This window comes from Pseudonocardia sp. SID8383 (assembly GCF_009864975.1).
Taxonomy (GTDB): Bacteria; Actinomycetota; Actinomycetes; order Mycobacteriales; family Pseudonocardiaceae; genus Pseudonocardia; species Pseudonocardia alni.
In genome coordinates this window covers 1-16186 of sequence record NZ_WWFY01001145.1, presented here as the reverse complement: position 1 = coordinate 16186, position 16186 = coordinate 1, and the positions used below count along the sequence as shown (strand labels likewise).

At 73.3% G+C, this 16186-nt stretch carries 19 protein-coding genes; 12 read left to right on the top strand and 7 right to left on the bottom strand.

The annotated features are described in order from the left end of the window. A partial coding sequence (locus GTW08_RS27865; protein ID WP_346009981.1) for a DUF6597 domain-containing transcriptional factor occupies positions 1–319 on the bottom strand: 319 nt, incomplete at its 3' end. Positions 320–393: 74 nt separating this feature from the next. After that, entirely contained in the window at positions 394–951 is a 558-nt protein-coding gene (locus GTW08_RS27860; RefSeq protein ID WP_062395132.1) for a YceI family protein, read from the bottom strand. Between the two features lie 91 nt (positions 952–1042). Here GTW08_RS27860 and GTW08_RS27855 point away from each other — a divergent pair, with 91 nt between their 5' ends. Both GTW08_RS27855 and lpdA read left to right on the top strand, forming a co-directional pair. Beyond that, positions 1043–1561 (top strand): MarR family winged helix-turn-helix transcriptional regulator, encoded by a 519-nt coding sequence (locus GTW08_RS27855; protein WP_062395129.1) that lies wholly within the window; start codon positions 1043–1045, stop codon positions 1559–1561. Positions 1562–1570: 9 nt separating this feature from the next. After that, positions 1571–2974 carry a dihydrolipoyl dehydrogenase gene (gene lpdA / locus GTW08_RS27850; RefSeq protein ID WP_073574823.1) on the top strand — a complete coding sequence of 468 codons (1404 nt, stop codon included), beginning with the start codon at positions 1571–1573 and terminating at the stop codon, positions 2972–2974. A 100-nt stretch (positions 2975–3074) separates the two neighbouring features. On the opposite strand, the gene GTW08_RS27845 is transcribed toward lpdA, so the two are convergent. Together GTW08_RS27845 and GTW08_RS27840 are read right to left on the bottom strand one after the other, a co-directional pair. Then, complete coding sequence (locus tag GTW08_RS27845; protein WP_073574824.1) at positions 3075–3266, bottom strand: hypothetical protein; 192 nt, start codon at positions 3264–3266, stop codon at positions 3075–3077. A gap of 167 nt (positions 3267–3433) precedes the next feature. Beyond that, positions 3434–3991 (bottom strand): NUDIX hydrolase, encoded by a 558-nt coding sequence (locus GTW08_RS27840; RefSeq protein WP_073574825.1) that lies wholly within the window; start codon positions 3989–3991, stop codon positions 3434–3436. A 109-nt stretch (positions 3992–4100) separates the two neighbouring features. On the opposite strand from GTW08_RS27840, the gene dop reads away from it, so the two are divergent. The 5 genes from dop (at position 4101) to GTW08_RS27815 (ending at position 8336) form a co-directional block, all read left to right on the top strand. Beyond that, positions 4101–5609: a depupylase/deamidase Dop gene (dop, locus tag GTW08_RS27835; RefSeq protein ID WP_073575316.1), complete on the top strand. Its 1509-nt coding sequence runs from the start codon at positions 4101–4103 to the stop codon at positions 5607–5609. Between the two features lie 106 nt (positions 5610–5715). Then, a complete protein-coding gene (locus tag GTW08_RS27830; protein WP_020626587.1) occupies positions 5716–5913 on the top strand; it encodes a ubiquitin-like protein Pup in 198 nt (65 codons plus the stop codon). Between the two features lie 164 nt (positions 5914–6077). Next, entirely contained in the window at positions 6078–6965 is an 888-nt protein-coding gene (gene prcB, locus GTW08_RS27825) for a proteasome subunit beta (RefSeq protein WP_083658245.1), read from the top strand. A 40-nt stretch (positions 6966–7005) separates the two neighbouring features. Next, the gene (gene prcA / locus GTW08_RS27820; RefSeq protein WP_073574826.1) at positions 7006–7821 is read left to right on the top strand and encodes a proteasome subunit alpha; all 816 of its coding nucleotides are present in this window, start codon (positions 7006–7008) and stop codon (positions 7819–7821) included. A 35-nt stretch (positions 7822–7856) separates the two neighbouring features. Continuing rightward, entirely contained in the window at positions 7857–8336 is a 480-nt protein-coding gene (locus tag GTW08_RS27815; protein WP_073574827.1) for a hypothetical protein, read from the top strand. Between the two features lie 6 nt (positions 8337–8342). Here GTW08_RS27815 and GTW08_RS27810 read toward each other — a convergent pair whose 3' ends face one another. Next, the gene (locus GTW08_RS27810) at positions 8343–8852 is read right to left on the bottom strand and encodes a copper chaperone PCu(A)C (RefSeq protein WP_139282739.1); all 510 of its coding nucleotides are present in this window, start codon (positions 8850–8852) and stop codon (positions 8343–8345) included. Positions 8853–8941: 89 nt separating this feature from the next. On the opposite strand from GTW08_RS27810, the gene GTW08_RS27805 reads away from it, so the two are divergent. Next, positions 8942–9967 carry an LLM class flavin-dependent oxidoreductase gene (locus tag GTW08_RS27805; protein ID WP_073574829.1) on the top strand — a complete coding sequence of 342 codons (1026 nt, stop codon included), beginning with the start codon at positions 8942–8944 and terminating at the stop codon, positions 9965–9967. 85 nt (positions 9968–10052) lie between these two features. Here GTW08_RS27805 and GTW08_RS27800 read toward each other — a convergent pair whose 3' ends face one another. Then, on the bottom strand, positions 10053–11000 hold the full coding sequence (locus tag GTW08_RS27800) for a LysR family transcriptional regulator (protein WP_073574830.1): 948 nt from the start codon (positions 10998–11000) through the stop codon (positions 10053–10055). A 73-nt stretch (positions 11001–11073) separates the two neighbouring features. On the opposite strand from GTW08_RS27800, the gene GTW08_RS27795 reads away from it, so the two are divergent. Then, a complete protein-coding gene (locus tag GTW08_RS27795; RefSeq protein ID WP_073574831.1) occupies positions 11074–12030 on the top strand; it encodes an EamA family transporter in 957 nt (318 codons plus the stop codon). A gap of 14 nt (positions 12031–12044) precedes the next feature. On the opposite strand, the gene fdhD is transcribed toward GTW08_RS27795, so the two are convergent. Then, the gene (gene fdhD, locus GTW08_RS27790) at positions 12045–12872 is read right to left on the bottom strand and encodes a formate dehydrogenase accessory sulfurtransferase FdhD (protein ID WP_073574832.1); all 828 of its coding nucleotides are present in this window, start codon (positions 12870–12872) and stop codon (positions 12045–12047) included. On the opposite strand from fdhD, the gene GTW08_RS27785 reads away from it, so the two are divergent. The 3 genes from GTW08_RS27785 to GTW08_RS27775 form a co-directional block, all read left to right on the top strand. Continuing rightward, entirely contained in the window at positions 12837–13712 is an 876-nt protein-coding gene (locus tag GTW08_RS27785; protein WP_346009980.1) for a molybdenum cofactor guanylyltransferase, read from the top strand. The genes fdhD and GTW08_RS27785 overlap by 36 nt on opposite strands. 62 nt (positions 13713–13774) lie before the next feature. Then, entirely contained in the window at positions 13775–15700 is a 1926-nt protein-coding gene (locus GTW08_RS27780) for a molybdopterin oxidoreductase family protein (RefSeq protein WP_083658251.1), read from the top strand. After that, a partial coding sequence (locus GTW08_RS27775; RefSeq protein WP_202417793.1) for an NAD(P)H-dependent oxidoreductase subunit E occupies positions 15701–16186 on the top strand: 486 nt, incomplete at its 3' end.

The following is a 16186-nucleotide window of genomic DNA, read 5'->3' as shown; positions in this document are numbered from 1 at the left end:
GACGCCGGCCGGGGTCGAGCACGTCGGCGAGCGGGACCCGGCGGTCGCGCAGCTCGTCGGCCGGGACGCCGAGCAGGGCCGGGAGGGCGCCGGGCCGGAAGCGCAGACCGGTGGTCACGCCGCCCGCGGGCGAGGCGGCGAGGTGTGCCGTGGTGTCGGGGCCCGCGACGACCAGCCGGTCCCCGGACAGGAGCAGGTCCATGCAGCCGTCGGGGAGCACCCGCTGGGTGTGCGGCGCGGTACCGGCGTGCGCCCGCCAGGTCACCTCGACGACCGCGCGCAGCGGTCCGGCGGGGGCCGTCTCGGAGTAGCTGCGCACGGCACCAGCCTACGGACGCGGCACGGCCCCGGTGCCGGCGTCGCCGGTCCGGGGCCGTGGCTGCGGGCGCGGGGTCAGGAGGCGCGCAGGACCGCCTGGATCTCCAGCTCGACGCCGACCTTCTCGCTGACGACGACGCCGCCGCCGTCCATCGGCAGCTCGATGTCGACACCGAACTCCGACCGCTTGACGGTGGTCTTCGCGGTGAACCCGGCGCGGGTGCCGCCCCAGGCGTCGGGGCCGAAGCCGTTCAGCTCGAGGTCCAGCTCGACGGGCTTGGTGACGCCCTTGAGGGTCAGGTCGCCGGTGAGCACGTAGTCCTCACCCTTCGCGGCGATCCCGGTGGACCGGAAGGTCCACTCCGGGTACTTCTCGACCTCGAAGAAGTCGGCGGAGCGGATGTGGCCGTCGCGCTGGTCGTTGCCGGTGGTGATCGAGGAGGCGTCGATGGTGGCGGTGACGGTGGAGTCCTCGAGCCGCTCCGCGGTCACGAGCTCGCCGGAGACCTTCTCGAAGCGGCCACGGACCTTGCTGACCATCATGTGACGGACGACGAACGCCACGTCGGAGTGCACCGGGTCGATGTCCCAGGTGCCGACGACGTAGCCGGGGATGGTGGTGGCAGCGGTCATGGTGGTGACTCCTCGGGATAGTTGAACTCTCACTTGTTGAGAGCGATACTAGGTTCAACGAATGCCACGCCCCAATGTTTCGGAGGGTGCTATGAGTCACACACGCTGGCTGGACGACGAGGAGCAGCGCACCTGGCGCGCCTTCCTGGCCGCGCAGCGGCTGGTCTCGGAGAAGGTGGAGCGACGCCTGCAGGCCGGGGCGGGGATGCCCCAGGCGTACTACGAGATCCTGGTCCGGCTCTCCGAGGCGCCGGACCGCACGCTGCGGATGAGCGTCCTCGCGGACTCCGCGCTGTCCTCGCGCAGCCGGGTGTCGCACGCGGTGGCCCGGATGGAGGAGGCGGGCTGGATCGAGCGGCGGTCCTGTCCCACCGACCGGCGCGGTCAGCTGGCCCGGCTGACCGACCGCGGCTTCGAGGTGCTGGCCGGTGCGGCCCCGGACCACGTCGAGAGCGTCCGCGAGGCGGTGTTCGACGGGCTGACCCCGGCCCAGCAGGCCGGGCTGCGCGAGGCGTGCGAGGCGGTCGTCGCGCACCTGTCCGGTGGCGGGGAGTGGCCCGTGACCCGGGACTCGGGACCGGACGGCCCGGACCCGGCCCAGGCGTCCTAGGCTGGGCACATGCCTCATTTCGACGTCGTCGTACTCGGAGCCGGACCCGGTGGATACGTGGCGGCCATCCGTGCTGCCCAGCTCGGCCGCAGTGTGGCGGTGATCGAGGAGAAGTACTGGGGCGGTGTCTGTCTCAACGTGGGCTGCATCCCCTCCAAGGCGCTGCTGCGCAACGCCGAGATCGCGCACATCGTCACCAAGGAGCAGAAGACCTTCGGTCTGTCCGGTGAGGTGTCGCTCGACTTCGGCGCCGCCTTCGACCGCAGCCGTTCGGTCGCGGACGGGCGCGTCAAGGGCGTGCACTTCCTGATGAAGAAGAACAAGATCACCGAGCTCGACGGGTTCGGCCGGTTCACCAAGCCCGGCGAGATCGAGGTCGAGCTGTCGAAGGGCGGCAACGAGACCGTCACCTACGACGACGTGATCATCGCTGCGGGCTCCACCGTCAAGCTGCTGCCGGGCACCGAGCTGTCCGACCGCGTCGTGACCTACGAGGAGCAGATCCTCACCCGCGAGCTGCCGGAGAGCGTGATCATCGCCGGTGCCGGTGCGATCGGCGTCGAGTTCGCGTTCGTGCTGGCCAACTACGGCGTCGACGTCACCATCGTCGAGTACCTGGACCGGCTGCTCCCGCTCGAGGACGCGGACGTGTCCAAGGAGCTGCTCAAGGCCTACAAGAAGCTCGGCGTGACGGTGCGGACCTCCACGAAGGTCGAGTCCATCACCGACGACGGCAAGGGTGTCACCGTCTCGGTCTCCTCGTCCAAGGGCAGCGAGGACCTGCGCGCGGACAAGGTCGTGCAGGCGATCGGCTTCGCCCCGCGGGTCGACGGGTACGGCCTCGACAAGCTCGGCGTGAACCTCACCGAGCGCGGCGCCATCGAGATCGACGACTACATGCGCACCAGTGTGGAGCACGTCTACGCCATCGGTGACGTCACCGCGAAGCTCATGCTCGCCCACGTCGCCGAGGCGCAGGGCATCGTCGCCGCCGAGACCCTGGCGGGCGCCGAGACCCAGGAGCTGAACTACAAGATGATGCCGCGCGCGACCTTCTGCAACCCGCAGGTCGCGTCGTTCGGCTACACCGAGACCGAGGCCCGCGAGCTGGCCGACGAGAAGGGCTGGAAGGTCAACACCGCGACCTTCCCGTTCACCGCGAACGGCAAGGCGCACGGCATGGCCGAGCCCGCCGGCTTCGTCAAGCTGATCGCCGACGACACCTACGGCGAGCTGCTGGGTGGGCACATCATCGGCGCCGAGGCGACCGAGCTGCTGCCCGAGCTGACCCTGGCCCAGAAGTGGGACCTGACCGTCCACGAGATGGCGCGCAACGTGCACGCGCACCCGACCCTGTCGGAGTGCCTGCAGGAGGCGATCCACGGCCTGGCCGGCCACATGATCAACTTCTGATCACGGCCGCGACGGCCCGCATCCCGCTCGGGGTGCGGGCCGTCGCGCTGTCCGGCCCCGCCGCCGGGCCCACGGGAAGCCGCCGGCGGGGCGGGGAGGGTCAGGAGTGGCGGGAGTCCGGCTCGCGGCGGGCGGTGTGCTCGCGACGCGTGGTGGAGCCCGCGGCGCGCTGCTCGTGGCGCTCGGCGGCCAGTGCCGCCTCCACCGCGGCCTGCACGGCGGCGGTGTTGACGTCGGGATCGATCAGCCTGGCGGCGGCGAGGGAACGGGCCGAGACCGAGATGCTGACCATGGGTGACTCCTGGAACTGTCGCGTGGTGGGCGTGGTGGGCGTCGGGGAAGGCCCCACGCTGGGCCCTTCCCCGGGTGGCGTCGCGCGACCCGCCGGGTAGTGACCGATTCAGGTACCGATGTGGGTGACGTATGTTACCCACTGGTAAACGCGCTGGCCCGAGGACCCTAACGGACGAGGTCGGCCAGCAGCAGGCGGGTGACGTACAGGCCGTCGGGGACCCAGGCCCGGTCCGGCGCGCCGATCCGGGCCGCCAGCTCGTCGAGGGTCCACCAGCCGCCCTCGGCCACCTCAGAGGGCTGGTGGGTCACCGGGCCGTCGGAGAAGGCGCGGTAGACGTGCACGTGGGCCCGCAGACCGTCCGGGCCGGTGCCGGGCCCGGTGTCGACACCCAGCGCGGCGGCGTCGAAGGCGACCACGGCCAGCTTCTCCAGCGGCACGCCGGTGACGCCGAGCTCCTCGCCGAGCTCGCGGGCGGCGCACGCGTCGGGGGTCTCGCCCTCGTCGAGGACCCCGCCGGCGAGGCAGTCCCACATCCCGGCCATGACCAGCTTGGTGTCGGTACGACGGTGCACGTAGACCCGCGTGCCGTCGGCGGAGCGGAGCAGGACCGCCGTCGTGGCGTGCCACAGCGAGCGCGCGTAGACCTCGCCGCGCTCGGCGACGCCGGTGGGCGCGCCCCCGGCGTCGAAGACGGTGATGCGCTCACGTGCGGGATCGGTCACGCCACGATGATCCCGCCGGGCCGCGGTGCACCCCGACCGGGGGCGCGGACGGTTAGTCTCGTGCAATGCACTCTCGCGCAGGGGGCCGGTCGTGACGGCCCGCCGGATCATGGGCACCGAGGTGGAGTACGGCATCGCCGTGCCCGGTGACCCCACCGCGAACCCCGTCGTCACCTCGACGCAGGTGGTGCTGGCCTACGCCGCTGCGGCGGACGTGCCCCGCAACCGCCGGGCGCGCTGGGACTACGAGGTGGAGTCGCCGCTGCGCGACGCCCGGGGGTTCGACCTGTCGGCGCCGTCGCTGGCGCCGCAGCTCGACACCGACCTCGACGACCTCGGCGCGGCGAACGTCATCCTCACCAACGGCGCCCGGTTCTACGTCGACCACGCCCACCCGGAGTACTCCACTCCGGAGGTCCTGTCCCCGCGCGACATCGTGACCTGGGACAAGGCCGGCGAGCGGATCATGCTGGAGGCGGCGAACCGCGCAGCCACCGTGCCGGGCGCGCCGCGGATGCAGCTCTACAAGAACAACGTCGACGGCAAGGGCGCCAGCTACGGCTCCCACGAGAACTATCTGATGGCCCGGACGACGACGTTCCCGTCGATCGTCACCGGCCTCACCCCGTTCTTCGTGACCCGCCAGGTCGTCTGCGGCGCCGGCCGGGTCGGCCTCGGCCAGCAGGGTGACGAGGCCGGCTACCAGATCGCCCAGCGCTCGGACTACGTCGAGGTCGAGGTCGGCCTGGAGACCACGCTCAAGCGCGGGATCATCAACACCCGCGACGAGCCGCACGCCGACGCCGACAAGTACCGCCGCCTGCACGTCATCATCGGCGACGCGAACCTGTCCGAGATCTCGACGCTGCTCAAGGTCGGCACCACCGCCCTGGTCCTCGACATGATCGAGAAGGGGCGCTCGTTCGAGGACCTGCGCCTGGCCGAGCCGGTGAAGTCGGTCTCGCGGATCAGTCACGACCCGACGCTGCAGCGGACCGTCCCGCTGGCCGACGGTCGTCACCTCACCGCGGTGCAGATCCAGCAGGAGTACCTGGCCCGCGCGGTCGAGCACATGGAGCAGACCGTCTCCCCGCGCCGCGAGGAGTGGGACCCCGACACCCGCGAGGTCGTCGAGGAGTGGGAGTCGGTACTGGTCGACCTGGAGCGCGACCCGATGCTGACCGCCGACCGGCTCGACTGGACGGCCAAGCTCAAGCTGCTCGAGGCCTACCGCGAGCGCGACGGCCTGACCTGGGGGTCGGGCCGGCTCGGGATGGTCGACCTGCAGTACTCCGACGTGCGGCTGGCCAAGGGCCTCTACAACCGGCTCGTCACCCGCGGGTCGATGCGCCGGCTGGTCACCGAGGAGCAGGTCGCCGCGGCGATGACCGAGCCGCCCGAGGACACCCGCGCCTACTTCCGCGGTACCTGCATGGGCCGGTTCCCGGTCGAGGTCGCCGCCGCGTCCTGGGACTCGGTGATCTTCGACCTGGGCCGCGAGTCCCTGGTGCGGATCCCGACGCTGGAGCCGCTGCGCGGTACCCGCAAGCACGTGGGGGAGCTGTTCGAGGCGGTGTCGACGGCCGAGGAGCTGGTCGACAAGCTCACCGCCTCCTGAGCCCGCCCGCCGGGGGAGCGGATCACACGCCGCTGCGCAACAGGCGATTTTGTCGCCCCCGGTGGGTAGGGTGAACCTGCAGGCAACTCTGCGAGGAGGAGGCGTCATGTCCCAGGAGCAGACCAAGCGCCAGGGTGGCGGCGACGGAGACGACGAGTCCGGGGAGAACGCGTCCGGATCCGGTCAGGAGCGCCGCGAGAAGCTCGGTGAGGACGTCGACACCATCCTCGACGAGATCGACGACGTGCTGGAGGAGAACGCGGAGGACTTCGTGCGGTCCTACGTGCAGAAGGGCGGTGAGTGAGCCCCACGGGGCCACTCACCCTGCCGCACCCCGGCACCAGCAGTACCGTCCCGGCCGGGTCCGCACCTGCGGGCCCGGCCGTGCCGGAAGGGCCGCAGACCCCGCCGACGCGGGGGAGCGGGACCACCGGCGCACGCAGTTCGAACGAAAGGCACGTCCGAGAGATGGAGTTCCGGCCGTCGGTCACCTCCGGGCTGGTGCCCGGGCACCACACGGGTCAGCTCGGCACCTTCCTGACCGGGTCGCAGTCGTTCTCCGACTTCGTCGGCGGCGCGGCCCCGCACCTGCTCCCCGGCGCGGGCCTGGACCGGACAGCCGGTCCCGGCACCTCCGCCGACGCCCTGGGTGTCCCGCACGGCACCACGATCGTCGCGCTGCTGTTCTCCGGCGGCGTCGTGATCGCCGGTGACCGGCGCGCGACCGCGGGCAACGTGATCGCCCAGCGCGACATCGAGAAGGTGTTCGTCACCGACACCCATTCCGCCGTCGGCATCGCCGGCTCCGCGGGGATCGCGCTGGAGATGGTCCGGCTGTTCTCGGTCGACCTCGAGCACTACGAGAAGCTCGAGGGCGTCCCGCTCTCGCTCGACGGCAAGGCCAACAAGCTCGCCGGCATGGTCCGCCAGAACCTGGGCGCGGCGATGCAGGGCTTCGTCGTCGTCCCGCTGTTCGCGGGCTACGACACCGACGCCGCCGACCCGGCGCAGGCCGGCCGGATCGTCACCTTCGACCCCACCGGCGGCCGGTACGACGAGAACCTCGGCTTCCACGCCGTCGGGTCCGGCTCGGTGTTCGCGAAGTCGTCGCTGAAGAAGCTGCACGACCCGGCCGCGGACCTCGACGGCGCGGTGCGCACCGCGGTCGAGGCGCTCTACGACGCCGCGGACGACGACACCGCCACCGGTGGGCCGGACACGGTGCGGCGCATCTACCCGGTGGTCGTCGGCATCACCGCCGAGGGCGCCGTGCGCCGCGACGACGCCGAGATCGCCGCCGTCGTCGACCAGGTGATCGCCGGGCGCCGGGAGCGCCCCGGCGGTCCGGCCCGCTGACCCCCTCCCCGCACGAAGCACGAGCCTGGAGCGCCTCCCCATGACGATGCCGTTCTACTCCTCCGTCGACCAGCTGCTGCGCGACCGTTCCGAGCTGGCCCGCAAGGGCATCTCGCGCGGCCGCAGCGTGGTCGTGCTGACCTACGCCGGTGGCGTGCTGTTCGTCGCGGAGAACCGGTCGACGGCGCTGCACAAGGTCTCCGAGATCTACGACAAGATCGGCTTCGCCGCGGTCGGCCGGTACAACGAGTTCGAGAACCTGCGTACCGGCGGGATCCGGATGGCCGACTTCCGCGGGTTCACCTACGACCGGCGCGACGTGACCGGCCGGATGCTGGCCAACGCCTACGCCCAGGCGCTGGGCACCGCGTTCGTCGAGCAGCAGAAGCCCTTCGAGGTGGAGCTCTGCGTCGCCGAGGTGGGCGTCGAGGCCGCCGGGGACCAGCTGTACCGGATCACCTACGACGGGTCGATCACCGACGAGCCGCGGTTCGTCGTCATGGGCGGTCAGACCGAGCCGATCTCGCAGAAGCTGTCCGAGACCTACGAGCACGGGCTGGAGCTGGGCGCCGCGATCGAGGTCGCGCTCGGCGGGCTGCAGGTGCCCGGCGCGGACCCGGCCACGCCGGGCAACGGCGCGAACGCCCAGCCGCGGGTGCTCGGCGCCGAGGCGCTGGAGGTCGCGGTGCTCGACCGGACCCGGCCGCGGCGGACCTTCCGCCGTCTCGAGGGTGCGGCGCTGACCGACCTGCTGCCGACCGCGAACCGCGGCACCGAGGAGCCCGAGCCCGACGTGGCGGGTGGCGACGACACCCCCGCCGCCGGTGGGGCACTGGGCGGGGACGGGGCGTCCTGACCCGCTTCTCCGCGACCACCGCGTCCGAGGCCGTCGTGACGGCCTCGCGCGACGACGTCTGGCGCGTCCTGACCGATCCCGATGTGCTGCCGACGCTGACGCCGCTGCTCAACCGGATCGACGCCGACTCCGCGTGGGACGCGGCCGTCGACGGCTACGAGCTGTGGCGCTGGCACATGGTGCGGATCGCGGTGCTCGGGGTGGGCATCAAGCCGGTGTTCACCGAGCGGATGACCTTCGTCGAGGGCAAGCGGATCGAGTTCACCCACGCGCCGCCCACCGGGGTGACCGAGTGGGCGGGCGCGGAGGGCTACTACGCGCTGAGCGACGCGGACCCGGAGCCGGACGGCTCGCCGGCGACGCACCTGGAGATCTCGCTGACCGTCGACGTCGACATGCCGCTGTCGCGGCTCGCGGCGCCGGTGGTCACCCGCACGATGAAGGCGACGATGGACGCGACAGGGGACCGGTTCGGGGCGAACCTGCTCCGCCGTCTCGGCGCCCGGGAGCGCTGAGCGAGCTCACCTGCCGTCGGGGTTGTCGACCGGCAGTTCCAGGGTCACGGACCCGGCCCGTTCGAAGGTCAGGGTGACCGGGTAGGTCGGGCCGACCGACAGGGCCTGGCGCAGGTCGTCGAGGGTCACCGCGGCCCGGGTGACCGACGCCGCGCCGGCGGGGACGGCGGACCCGGTGTCACCCACCAGCAGCGTCGCGCCGCCGAGCAGGGACTGCTCGCCGCTGACGTCGACGTCCTCGGCCAGTGGGGAGCTCGCGGAGACCAGCCGGTCGGCGGCGTCGCCGTTGTTGACCGCGACGAGGCGCAGCCCGACGTCGGAGCCCGCGGGGTGGGCGATCCCGCCCTCGGCGTCGTCGGCGGGTGCGATGGCCGCGTCGCGGATGTCGATCGCGCCGATCGAGGTGGCCGCGTCGCCCGCGGTGCCCATCGGGTCGTCCAGGTCGATGGTGGGTGCGGCCGTGCCGCACCCCGTGAGCAGGAACAGGGCCAGCAGCGCGGGCGCGGTACGTCGCATGTGCCCGGGTTCCCCGTTCCGGGCCCCGTCCACGCACGGTCCGCCTCCGTGGCATGATGGTTGAAGAATCAACCATATTGGGGGAGCGGATGAGCGACATCGTCTTCGGCATGGACACCTTCGGCGACGTGCCGGTGGGCGACGACGGCACGCCGCTGTCGCACCCGCAGGCCATCCGCCAGGTCGTCGACGAGGTGGTGCTGGCCGACGGGGCCGGCGTCGACGTCGTCGCGCTGGGGGAGCACCACCGCCCCGAGTACGCCATCACCACCCCGGAGACGGTGCTCGCCGGGATCGCGACCCGCACCTCCCGGATCCGGCTGTCCTCCGGCGTCACCGTGCTCAGCTCGGACGACCCGGTGCGGGTGTACCAGCGCTTCGCCACCCTCGATGCGCTGTCCGACGGCCGTGCCGAGGTCATCGTGGGTCGCGGCTCGTTCACCGAGTCCTTCCCGCTGTTCGGCTACTCCATGAACGACTACGAGCAGCTGTTCGAGGAGAAGCTGGAGCTGTTCGTGCAGCTCCTCGACGAGAAGCCGGTGACATGGCGGGGCGCCACCCGCGCCGCGCTCGACGGCGTCGAGGTCTTCCCGACGACCGGCCGCCGGCTGCCCGTGTGGGTCGGTGTCGGCGGCTCGCCGGAGTCGGTGGTCCGCACCGCCCGCCACGACCTGGGCCTGATGCTCGCCATCATCGGCGGCCCGGCCGGACGGTTCGCGCCCTACGTCGACCTCTACCACCGCGCCGTCGAGCAGTTCGGGCACGCGGCGAAGCCGGTGGGCATGCACTCGCCGGGCTTCGTCGCCGACACCGACGAGGAGGCGAAGGAGATCTTCTTCGCCCCGTACAAGGCGCAGATGGACCGGATCGGCGCCCAGCGCGGCTGGCCGCCGCTGGACCGCGCCCGGTTCGAGGCCGAGGTCTCCGGCGGTGCGCTGCACGTCGGGTCCCCCGAGACGGTGGCCCGCCGCATCGCCGACTCGATCCGCTCGCTGGGCGCGCAGCGCTTCGACCTGATCTACACCGTCGGGCCGCAGCCGGTGTCGGCCCGGCTGCGCGCGGTCGAGCTGTACGGCACGCGGGTCATCCCGATGGTGCGCGACATGCTCGCCTGAACGGATCCACACCCGGTTCCGGGCTCCCACACCCGTTGCGACGGGTGTGGGAGGCGGCCAGGGGGTGTGGTTGCGGACGCGGGGGTCAGGCGGGGGAGATGCGGGCCGCCGCGGTGCGCAGGCCGTCGACGAGGGCGCGCAGGGCGGGGAGGTCGGCGTCGGACCCGCGGGTGGCCAGGACCAGGGAGCGGCCCGCAGCGGGCCGGCAGGACAGCAGGCGGACGCCGTCGTCGGCGGTGGCGGGGACCGGGCCGGTGCCTCCGGGCACCGCCGAGCCCGCCACCGCCATCGCCGGCACGAGCGCGACCGCGAGCCGCGCCCGGACGAGGGACAGCTGGGTGGAGAAGTCCCCGACCCGGTAGCGGATGTCGGGCTCGAACCCGGCGCTGCGCAGCAGCTGCAGCAGCGCCTCGTACGGCTCGGTCCCGATCGGGCCCGACGCCCACACCCGCCCGGCCAGGGTGCGCAGCGGCACCGGGTCGGGCCCGGTGAGCGGGTCGTCGGCGGGGACGGCGAGCATCGCGGGCTCGGTGGCCAGCGCGGTCACCCGGATCCCCGCGGGCAGCCGGGCCGGACGTTGGGTCCAGCTCTCCATGAGCACCGCGTCCAGGTCGCGGTTCTGCAGCGCGGGCAGCAGGTCGACGACCTCGCCGTCGTCGACGGTGGGGACCAGCCGGGGGTGCGCGGCGGCCAGTCCGTCGATGACCTCGGGCAGCAGTGTCCGCAGGGCGCTCGCGACCGAGCCGATCCGCAGGGGTCCGGCGGCGTCGTCGTGCAGGGCGGCGAGGTCGCGCTCGGCGCCGGCGACGGTCGCCGCCGCGGTGGCCGCGTGCCCGGCCAGCACGTGCCCGGCCGCGGTGAGCCGGATGCCCCGCCCGTCCGGTTCGACGAGCCGGGTGCCGGTCTCGCGTTCGAGCTTGCGCAGCTGCTGGGTCACCGCGGGTCCGGTGATGTGCAGCGCGGCCGCGGCGGCGCCGACCGAGCCGTGCTCGGCGACGGCGTCGAACACGCGAAGCCGGTCCCAGGAGATCACACAGCACAGCTTAGCGGTACCAGGTAGGAACAATCATTGGAGCTTCGCGGTTGCGGCGGGGATCGTGGATCGGGTGAACGTACGCACCACCCCCGATCCGCACTCCGCCCTCCTCCTCGTCGCCGGCGCCTCGGTCCTGGCCTGGACCGGCATCCTCGTCGCGCTCGCGGGCGCCGACCCGGCGACGGCGTCGGTCTGGCGGTGCGTGCTCGCCCTGGTCGTGCTGGGGCCGTGGGCACTGGCCGAGTACCGCCGCGCGGGCGGCCTCCCGCTCGCGACGGTCGGCTGGTCCCTGCTGTCCGGGGTGTTCCTGGGGACGGACTTCCTGCTGTGGACCCGCGCGGTGCTCGACGCGGGCGCCGGGATCGCGAACGTCGTGCTCAACATCCAGGTGCTGGCGCTGCCGCTGATCGCCTGGGTCGTCGCGGGGGAGCGGGTCCCGCGCCGGCTGGTCTACGCGGCGCCGCTGCTGCTGGGCGGCATCGCGCTGGCCGGCGGGGTGCTCGGCGCCGGGGTCGGCGGACCGGAGCCGGTGCGTGGTGCGGTGCTCGGCACCCTCGCCGGGGTCGCCTACGCCGGCTTCCTGCACCTGAACCGCTCGGTGTCGCGGGGCCGTCCGCGTCACCTGGTGACCCCGGTCGCGCTGGCGACCGTCGGGGCCGGGGTGACCTGCGGGATCGTCGGCGTCGCCGGGGGCGGGATCGTGGTCGCGCTGCCCGCGACGACGTGGGCCTGGCTGATCGTGCTGGCCCTGGCCGGGCAGGTGGTGTCCTGGGTGCTGATCGGGCGCGGCTCGGCCGGGCTGGCGCCGGGCACCGCGGGTGCGCTGCTGCTGGTGCACCCGGTGCTGTCGGTGGTGCTCGGCATGCTGGTGCTCGGGGAGACCCTGACCGCGTGGCAGGTCGCGGGCTGCGCGCTGGTGGTCGCCACCGTCGCCGCGCTGGTCGGCCCGGCCGGGACCGCGGGGCGGCTGCGCCGGGTGGTGGACCGGCACGAGCGGGCCTGGGCCACGCTCACGCCACGGGCCTGACGCACCTCCCGGCCCTACAGGTCGATGCGCTCGGCCCCGGTGTAGACGTTGCCGGTCCGCCCGCGCAGGAACCCGACCAGGGTCATCCCGGACTCCTCGGCCAGCTCGACGGCCAGCGACGACGGCGCCGACACCGCCGCGAGCATCGGCACCCCGGCCATCACGGCCTTCTGCACCAGTTCGAACGACGCCCGTCCCGACACCATCAGCACGGTGCCGGCGGCGGGCACGCGGCCGTCCATCACCATCCGGCCCAGCACCTTGTCCACCGCGTTGTGCCGGCCCACGTCCTCGCGGGCGGCGAGCAGGCCGCCGTCGGCGTCGAACAGGGCGGCGGCGTGCAGCCCGCCGGTGGAGCCGAACACCTTCTGGTGCTCGCGCAGCCGGTCGGGCAGCTCCAGCAGCAGCTCCCGGTCGATCCGCAGCGGGTCCGCCGCCGGGGAGTGGCGGGTCTTGAGTTTCACCGCGTCCAGCGAGGCCTTCCCGCACACCCCGCACGACGAGGTGGTGTAGAAGTTCCGCTCCACCGACGCGTCCGGCGGGGCGACGCCCTCGGCCAGGTCGACGTCGAGCACGTTGTAGGTGTTGCGGCCCTGCTCGTCGACGGAGTTGCAGTAGCGGGCCCCGGCCAGGTCCAGCCCGGAGCCGATCACACCCTCGGTCAGCAGGAACCCGTGCGCGAGCTCCACGTCGTGGCCGGGGGTGCGCATCGTCACCGACAGCGCCTTCCCCCCGACGCGCAGCTCCAGCGGCTCCTCGGCCACGAGGGTGTCCGGCCGCGAGCGGGTGCTGCCGTCCCCGTTGAGGTGCAGCACCGGGCGCCGCACGGTGAGCCGTCCCATTCCGATCCCCTCCCGCTGTCCACCCTCCAGGGTAGGAGGAGGATCGGCCACGTGCGCGGGTACGGGGGTCGTCGGCCGGGGGCGGGAATCGTGCCGGCGGGCGGTGCGTCCTCGCGGATGGGGACGGCGAAGGCGTCGCTGGACTGGCACGGGGCGGCGCTGCTGACCCGCACCGTCGCCGTACTGGGCCGGGCGGTGGACGGGCCGCTGGTCGTGGTGCGTGCCGCCGGGCAGGAGCTGCCGGAGCTGCCGCCGGGCACCGAGGTCGTCGACGACCCGGTACCCGGGCTCGGCCCGCTGCCCGCGATCGGCGCCGGGCTGGCCGCCGTCGCGGGCCGGGCGCAGGCGGCGTTCGTCGCGTCGGTCGACCTGCCGCTGCTGCACCCCGCCTTCGTCGCCCGCGTGCTGGATCTGCGCGGGGAGCACGACGTCGCGCTGCCCGAGGCGTTCGGGCACCACCAGCCGCTCGCCGCCGCCTACGCCACCGCACTCGCCCCGGTGATCGACGGGCTGACCGCGTCCGGGCAGGGCCGCCCGCCGTCGCTGTTCGACCGGGTCGCGGTCCGCCGGATCGGCGAGCAGACCCTGCGCAGCGACCCGGTGCTGGCCCGCCTCGACCCGGACCTGGCGTCGCTGACCAACGTCAACACCCCCGCCGAGCTGGCCGCGGCCCGGGCCCGCCCGCTGCCCGCGGTGCGGCTGGTCGAGGGGGGCGTGATCCGCACCGTCCGCGCCCGCACGGCGGGGGAGCTGGGGCGCCCGGTGGCCGTCGCGGGCGGGACGGGGCCGCTGCCGCCGTGGTTCCCGCTGGTGACCGGCGACGAGCTCGAAGGGGTGTGACGGGGGTCTCGACCTTGCTACGGTGCGGGGGCCGAAGGTCACCACCACCCCGGAGGTCGACGATGACCGCCACCCGCCCGCAGGGATCGCGCCGGGGCTTCCGCCCCCGCCACGTCCGCCTCACCGAGCCGCTGGTCCGCGAGAACGGGGTGCTGCGCCCGGCGTCCTGGGACGAGGCCCTCGACCGTGCCGCGGCCGGGTTCGCCGGTGTCCCGGGCGACCGCTTCGGCATGTTCAGCTGCTCCAAGGCGACGAACGAGATGAACTACGTCGCGCAGAAGTTCGCCCGGGCGGTGATGGGCAGCAACAACGTCGACAGCTGCAACCGCACTTGACACGCTCCCAGCGTCGTCGGTCTGACGGCAGTGTTCGGTGCCGGCGGCGGCACCTCCGCCTACGTCGAGGCGGAGAACGCCGACCTCCTCGTCCTGTGGGGCAGTAACGCCCGCGAGACGCACCCCATCTTCTTCCACCACGTGCTGCAGGGGATCCGCAAGGGCGCCCGGATGTTCTCGGTCGACCCGCGCCACACCTCCACCGCGCACTGGGCGGACTCGTGGCTCGGTCTCGACGTGGGCACCGACATCGCGCTGGCCAACGCGGTCGGCCGCGAGATCATCCACGCCGGACTGGTCAACCACGCGTTCGTGCAGCGTTCCACCAGCGGGTTCGAGGACTACCGGGCCGCGGTGGAGCCGTACACGCTCGAGCGCGCCGAGGAGATCACCGGGGTCCCGGCGTCGTCGATCCGGGAGCTGGCGCACGCGTACGCCCGCGCCGACCGCGCCCAGATCTGCTGGACCCTGGGCATCACCGAGCACCACAACGCCGCCGACTACGTCTTCGCGCTGATCAACCTCGCGCTGCTGACCGGGCACGTCGGCCGCTACGGCTCCGGCCTGGTGCCGCTGCGCGGACAGAACAACGTGCAGGGCGGCGGCGACATGGGCGCCATCCCGGCCAAGCTGCCCGGCGGCTACGACGTGTCCGACGCCGAGGCGCACGCCCGCTTCCACGCCGTCTACGGCGGCGCGGAGTTCCCCGACCGTCCCGGCAGGCACCTGTCGCAGATGTTCGAGGCGATGGAGGCCGGCCAGATGAGCGCGCTGTACTGCATCGGGGAGAACCCGGCCGAGTCCGAGGCCGACGCCACCCACGCCCGGCACCTGCTGTCCTCCCTCGACCACCTCGTCGTCCAGGACATCTTCCGCACCGCCACGGCCGAGCTCGCCGACGTCGTGCTGCCCGCCGCCGCGGACTGGTGCGAGTACGAGGGCACCGTCACCAACTCCGAGCGCCGCGTCCAGCGGGTCCGCAAGGCCCTCGACCCGCCGGGCCTGGCCCGCCCCGACACCCACATCATCTGCGGCGTCGCGCAGCGCCTCGGGCACGACTGGGGCGAGCCGACCGCCGAGCAGGTGTGGGACGAGCTGCGCTCGGTGTCGCTGAACTGGCACCACGGCATGAGCTACGACCGCCTCGACACCCTCGGCGGCATCCAGTGGCCCTGCCCCGCCGAGGACCACCCGGGCACCCCGCTGATGCACACCCGGCTGTGGGCCGACGACCCGGACGAGCGCGGCGCGCCGGCGCCGTTCACCCCGGTCGAGCACGTCCCACCGGCCGACGAGCTCACCGAGGAGTATCCGATCCGGCTCACCACCGTGCGGCTGCTCGACGCCTACAACTCGGGGGTGCAGACCGGCGGCTACGCCTCGCCGCTGCGCCGCCGCGAGTCGCTGCGCATCGACGCGGCCGACGCCGCCGCGCTCGGCATCACCGACGGCGACCGGGTGCGGGTCACCAGCCGTCGCGGCAGTGTCGAGGCGCCGGTGTGGGTCGACCGGTCGCTGCGGCCGGGGCTGGCGTCGTTCACCCCGCACTTCACCGAGCAGGTCGACGTCAACGTCCTCACCAACGACGCCTGGGACCCCAAGTCGGGGACCTCGGAGTTCAAGGCGACCGCGGTGCGGATCGAGAGGCTGTGAATGGATCTCCACATCTCCACCGCCGCACCGACCGCGGCCGAACGGGACACGATCGACGCCGCGTTCGGGTTGCTCGCTCCCACCGCCGCGGACGCCACGGCCGGGGACCGGCCGACCCGGTCGGCGCACGCCGGGCACGCCGCCCGCTCGCGGCGCCACCTGCTGCTGCCGCTGCTGCACGCGGTGCACGACGCGGCGGGCTGGCTGTCGGAGGGGTCGCTGAACCACGTCGCGCGGACGCTGCAGGTCCCGCCGGCCGAGGTGTACGGCGTCGCCACCTTCTACGCGATGTTCTCGGTGGAGCCGCGCGCCCCGCGGGTGGTGCACGTCTGCGACGACGTGGCGTGCGGCCCGTCCGGCGGCGAGGAGATCGTCGCGGCGCTGGAGCGCGACCTCGACGGCGGGCGCGCCTGCGTGGTGCGCAGCCCCTGCCTGGGACTGTGCGAGCGGGCACCCGCGGTGCTGCACCAGCGCGCGGGCGAACCC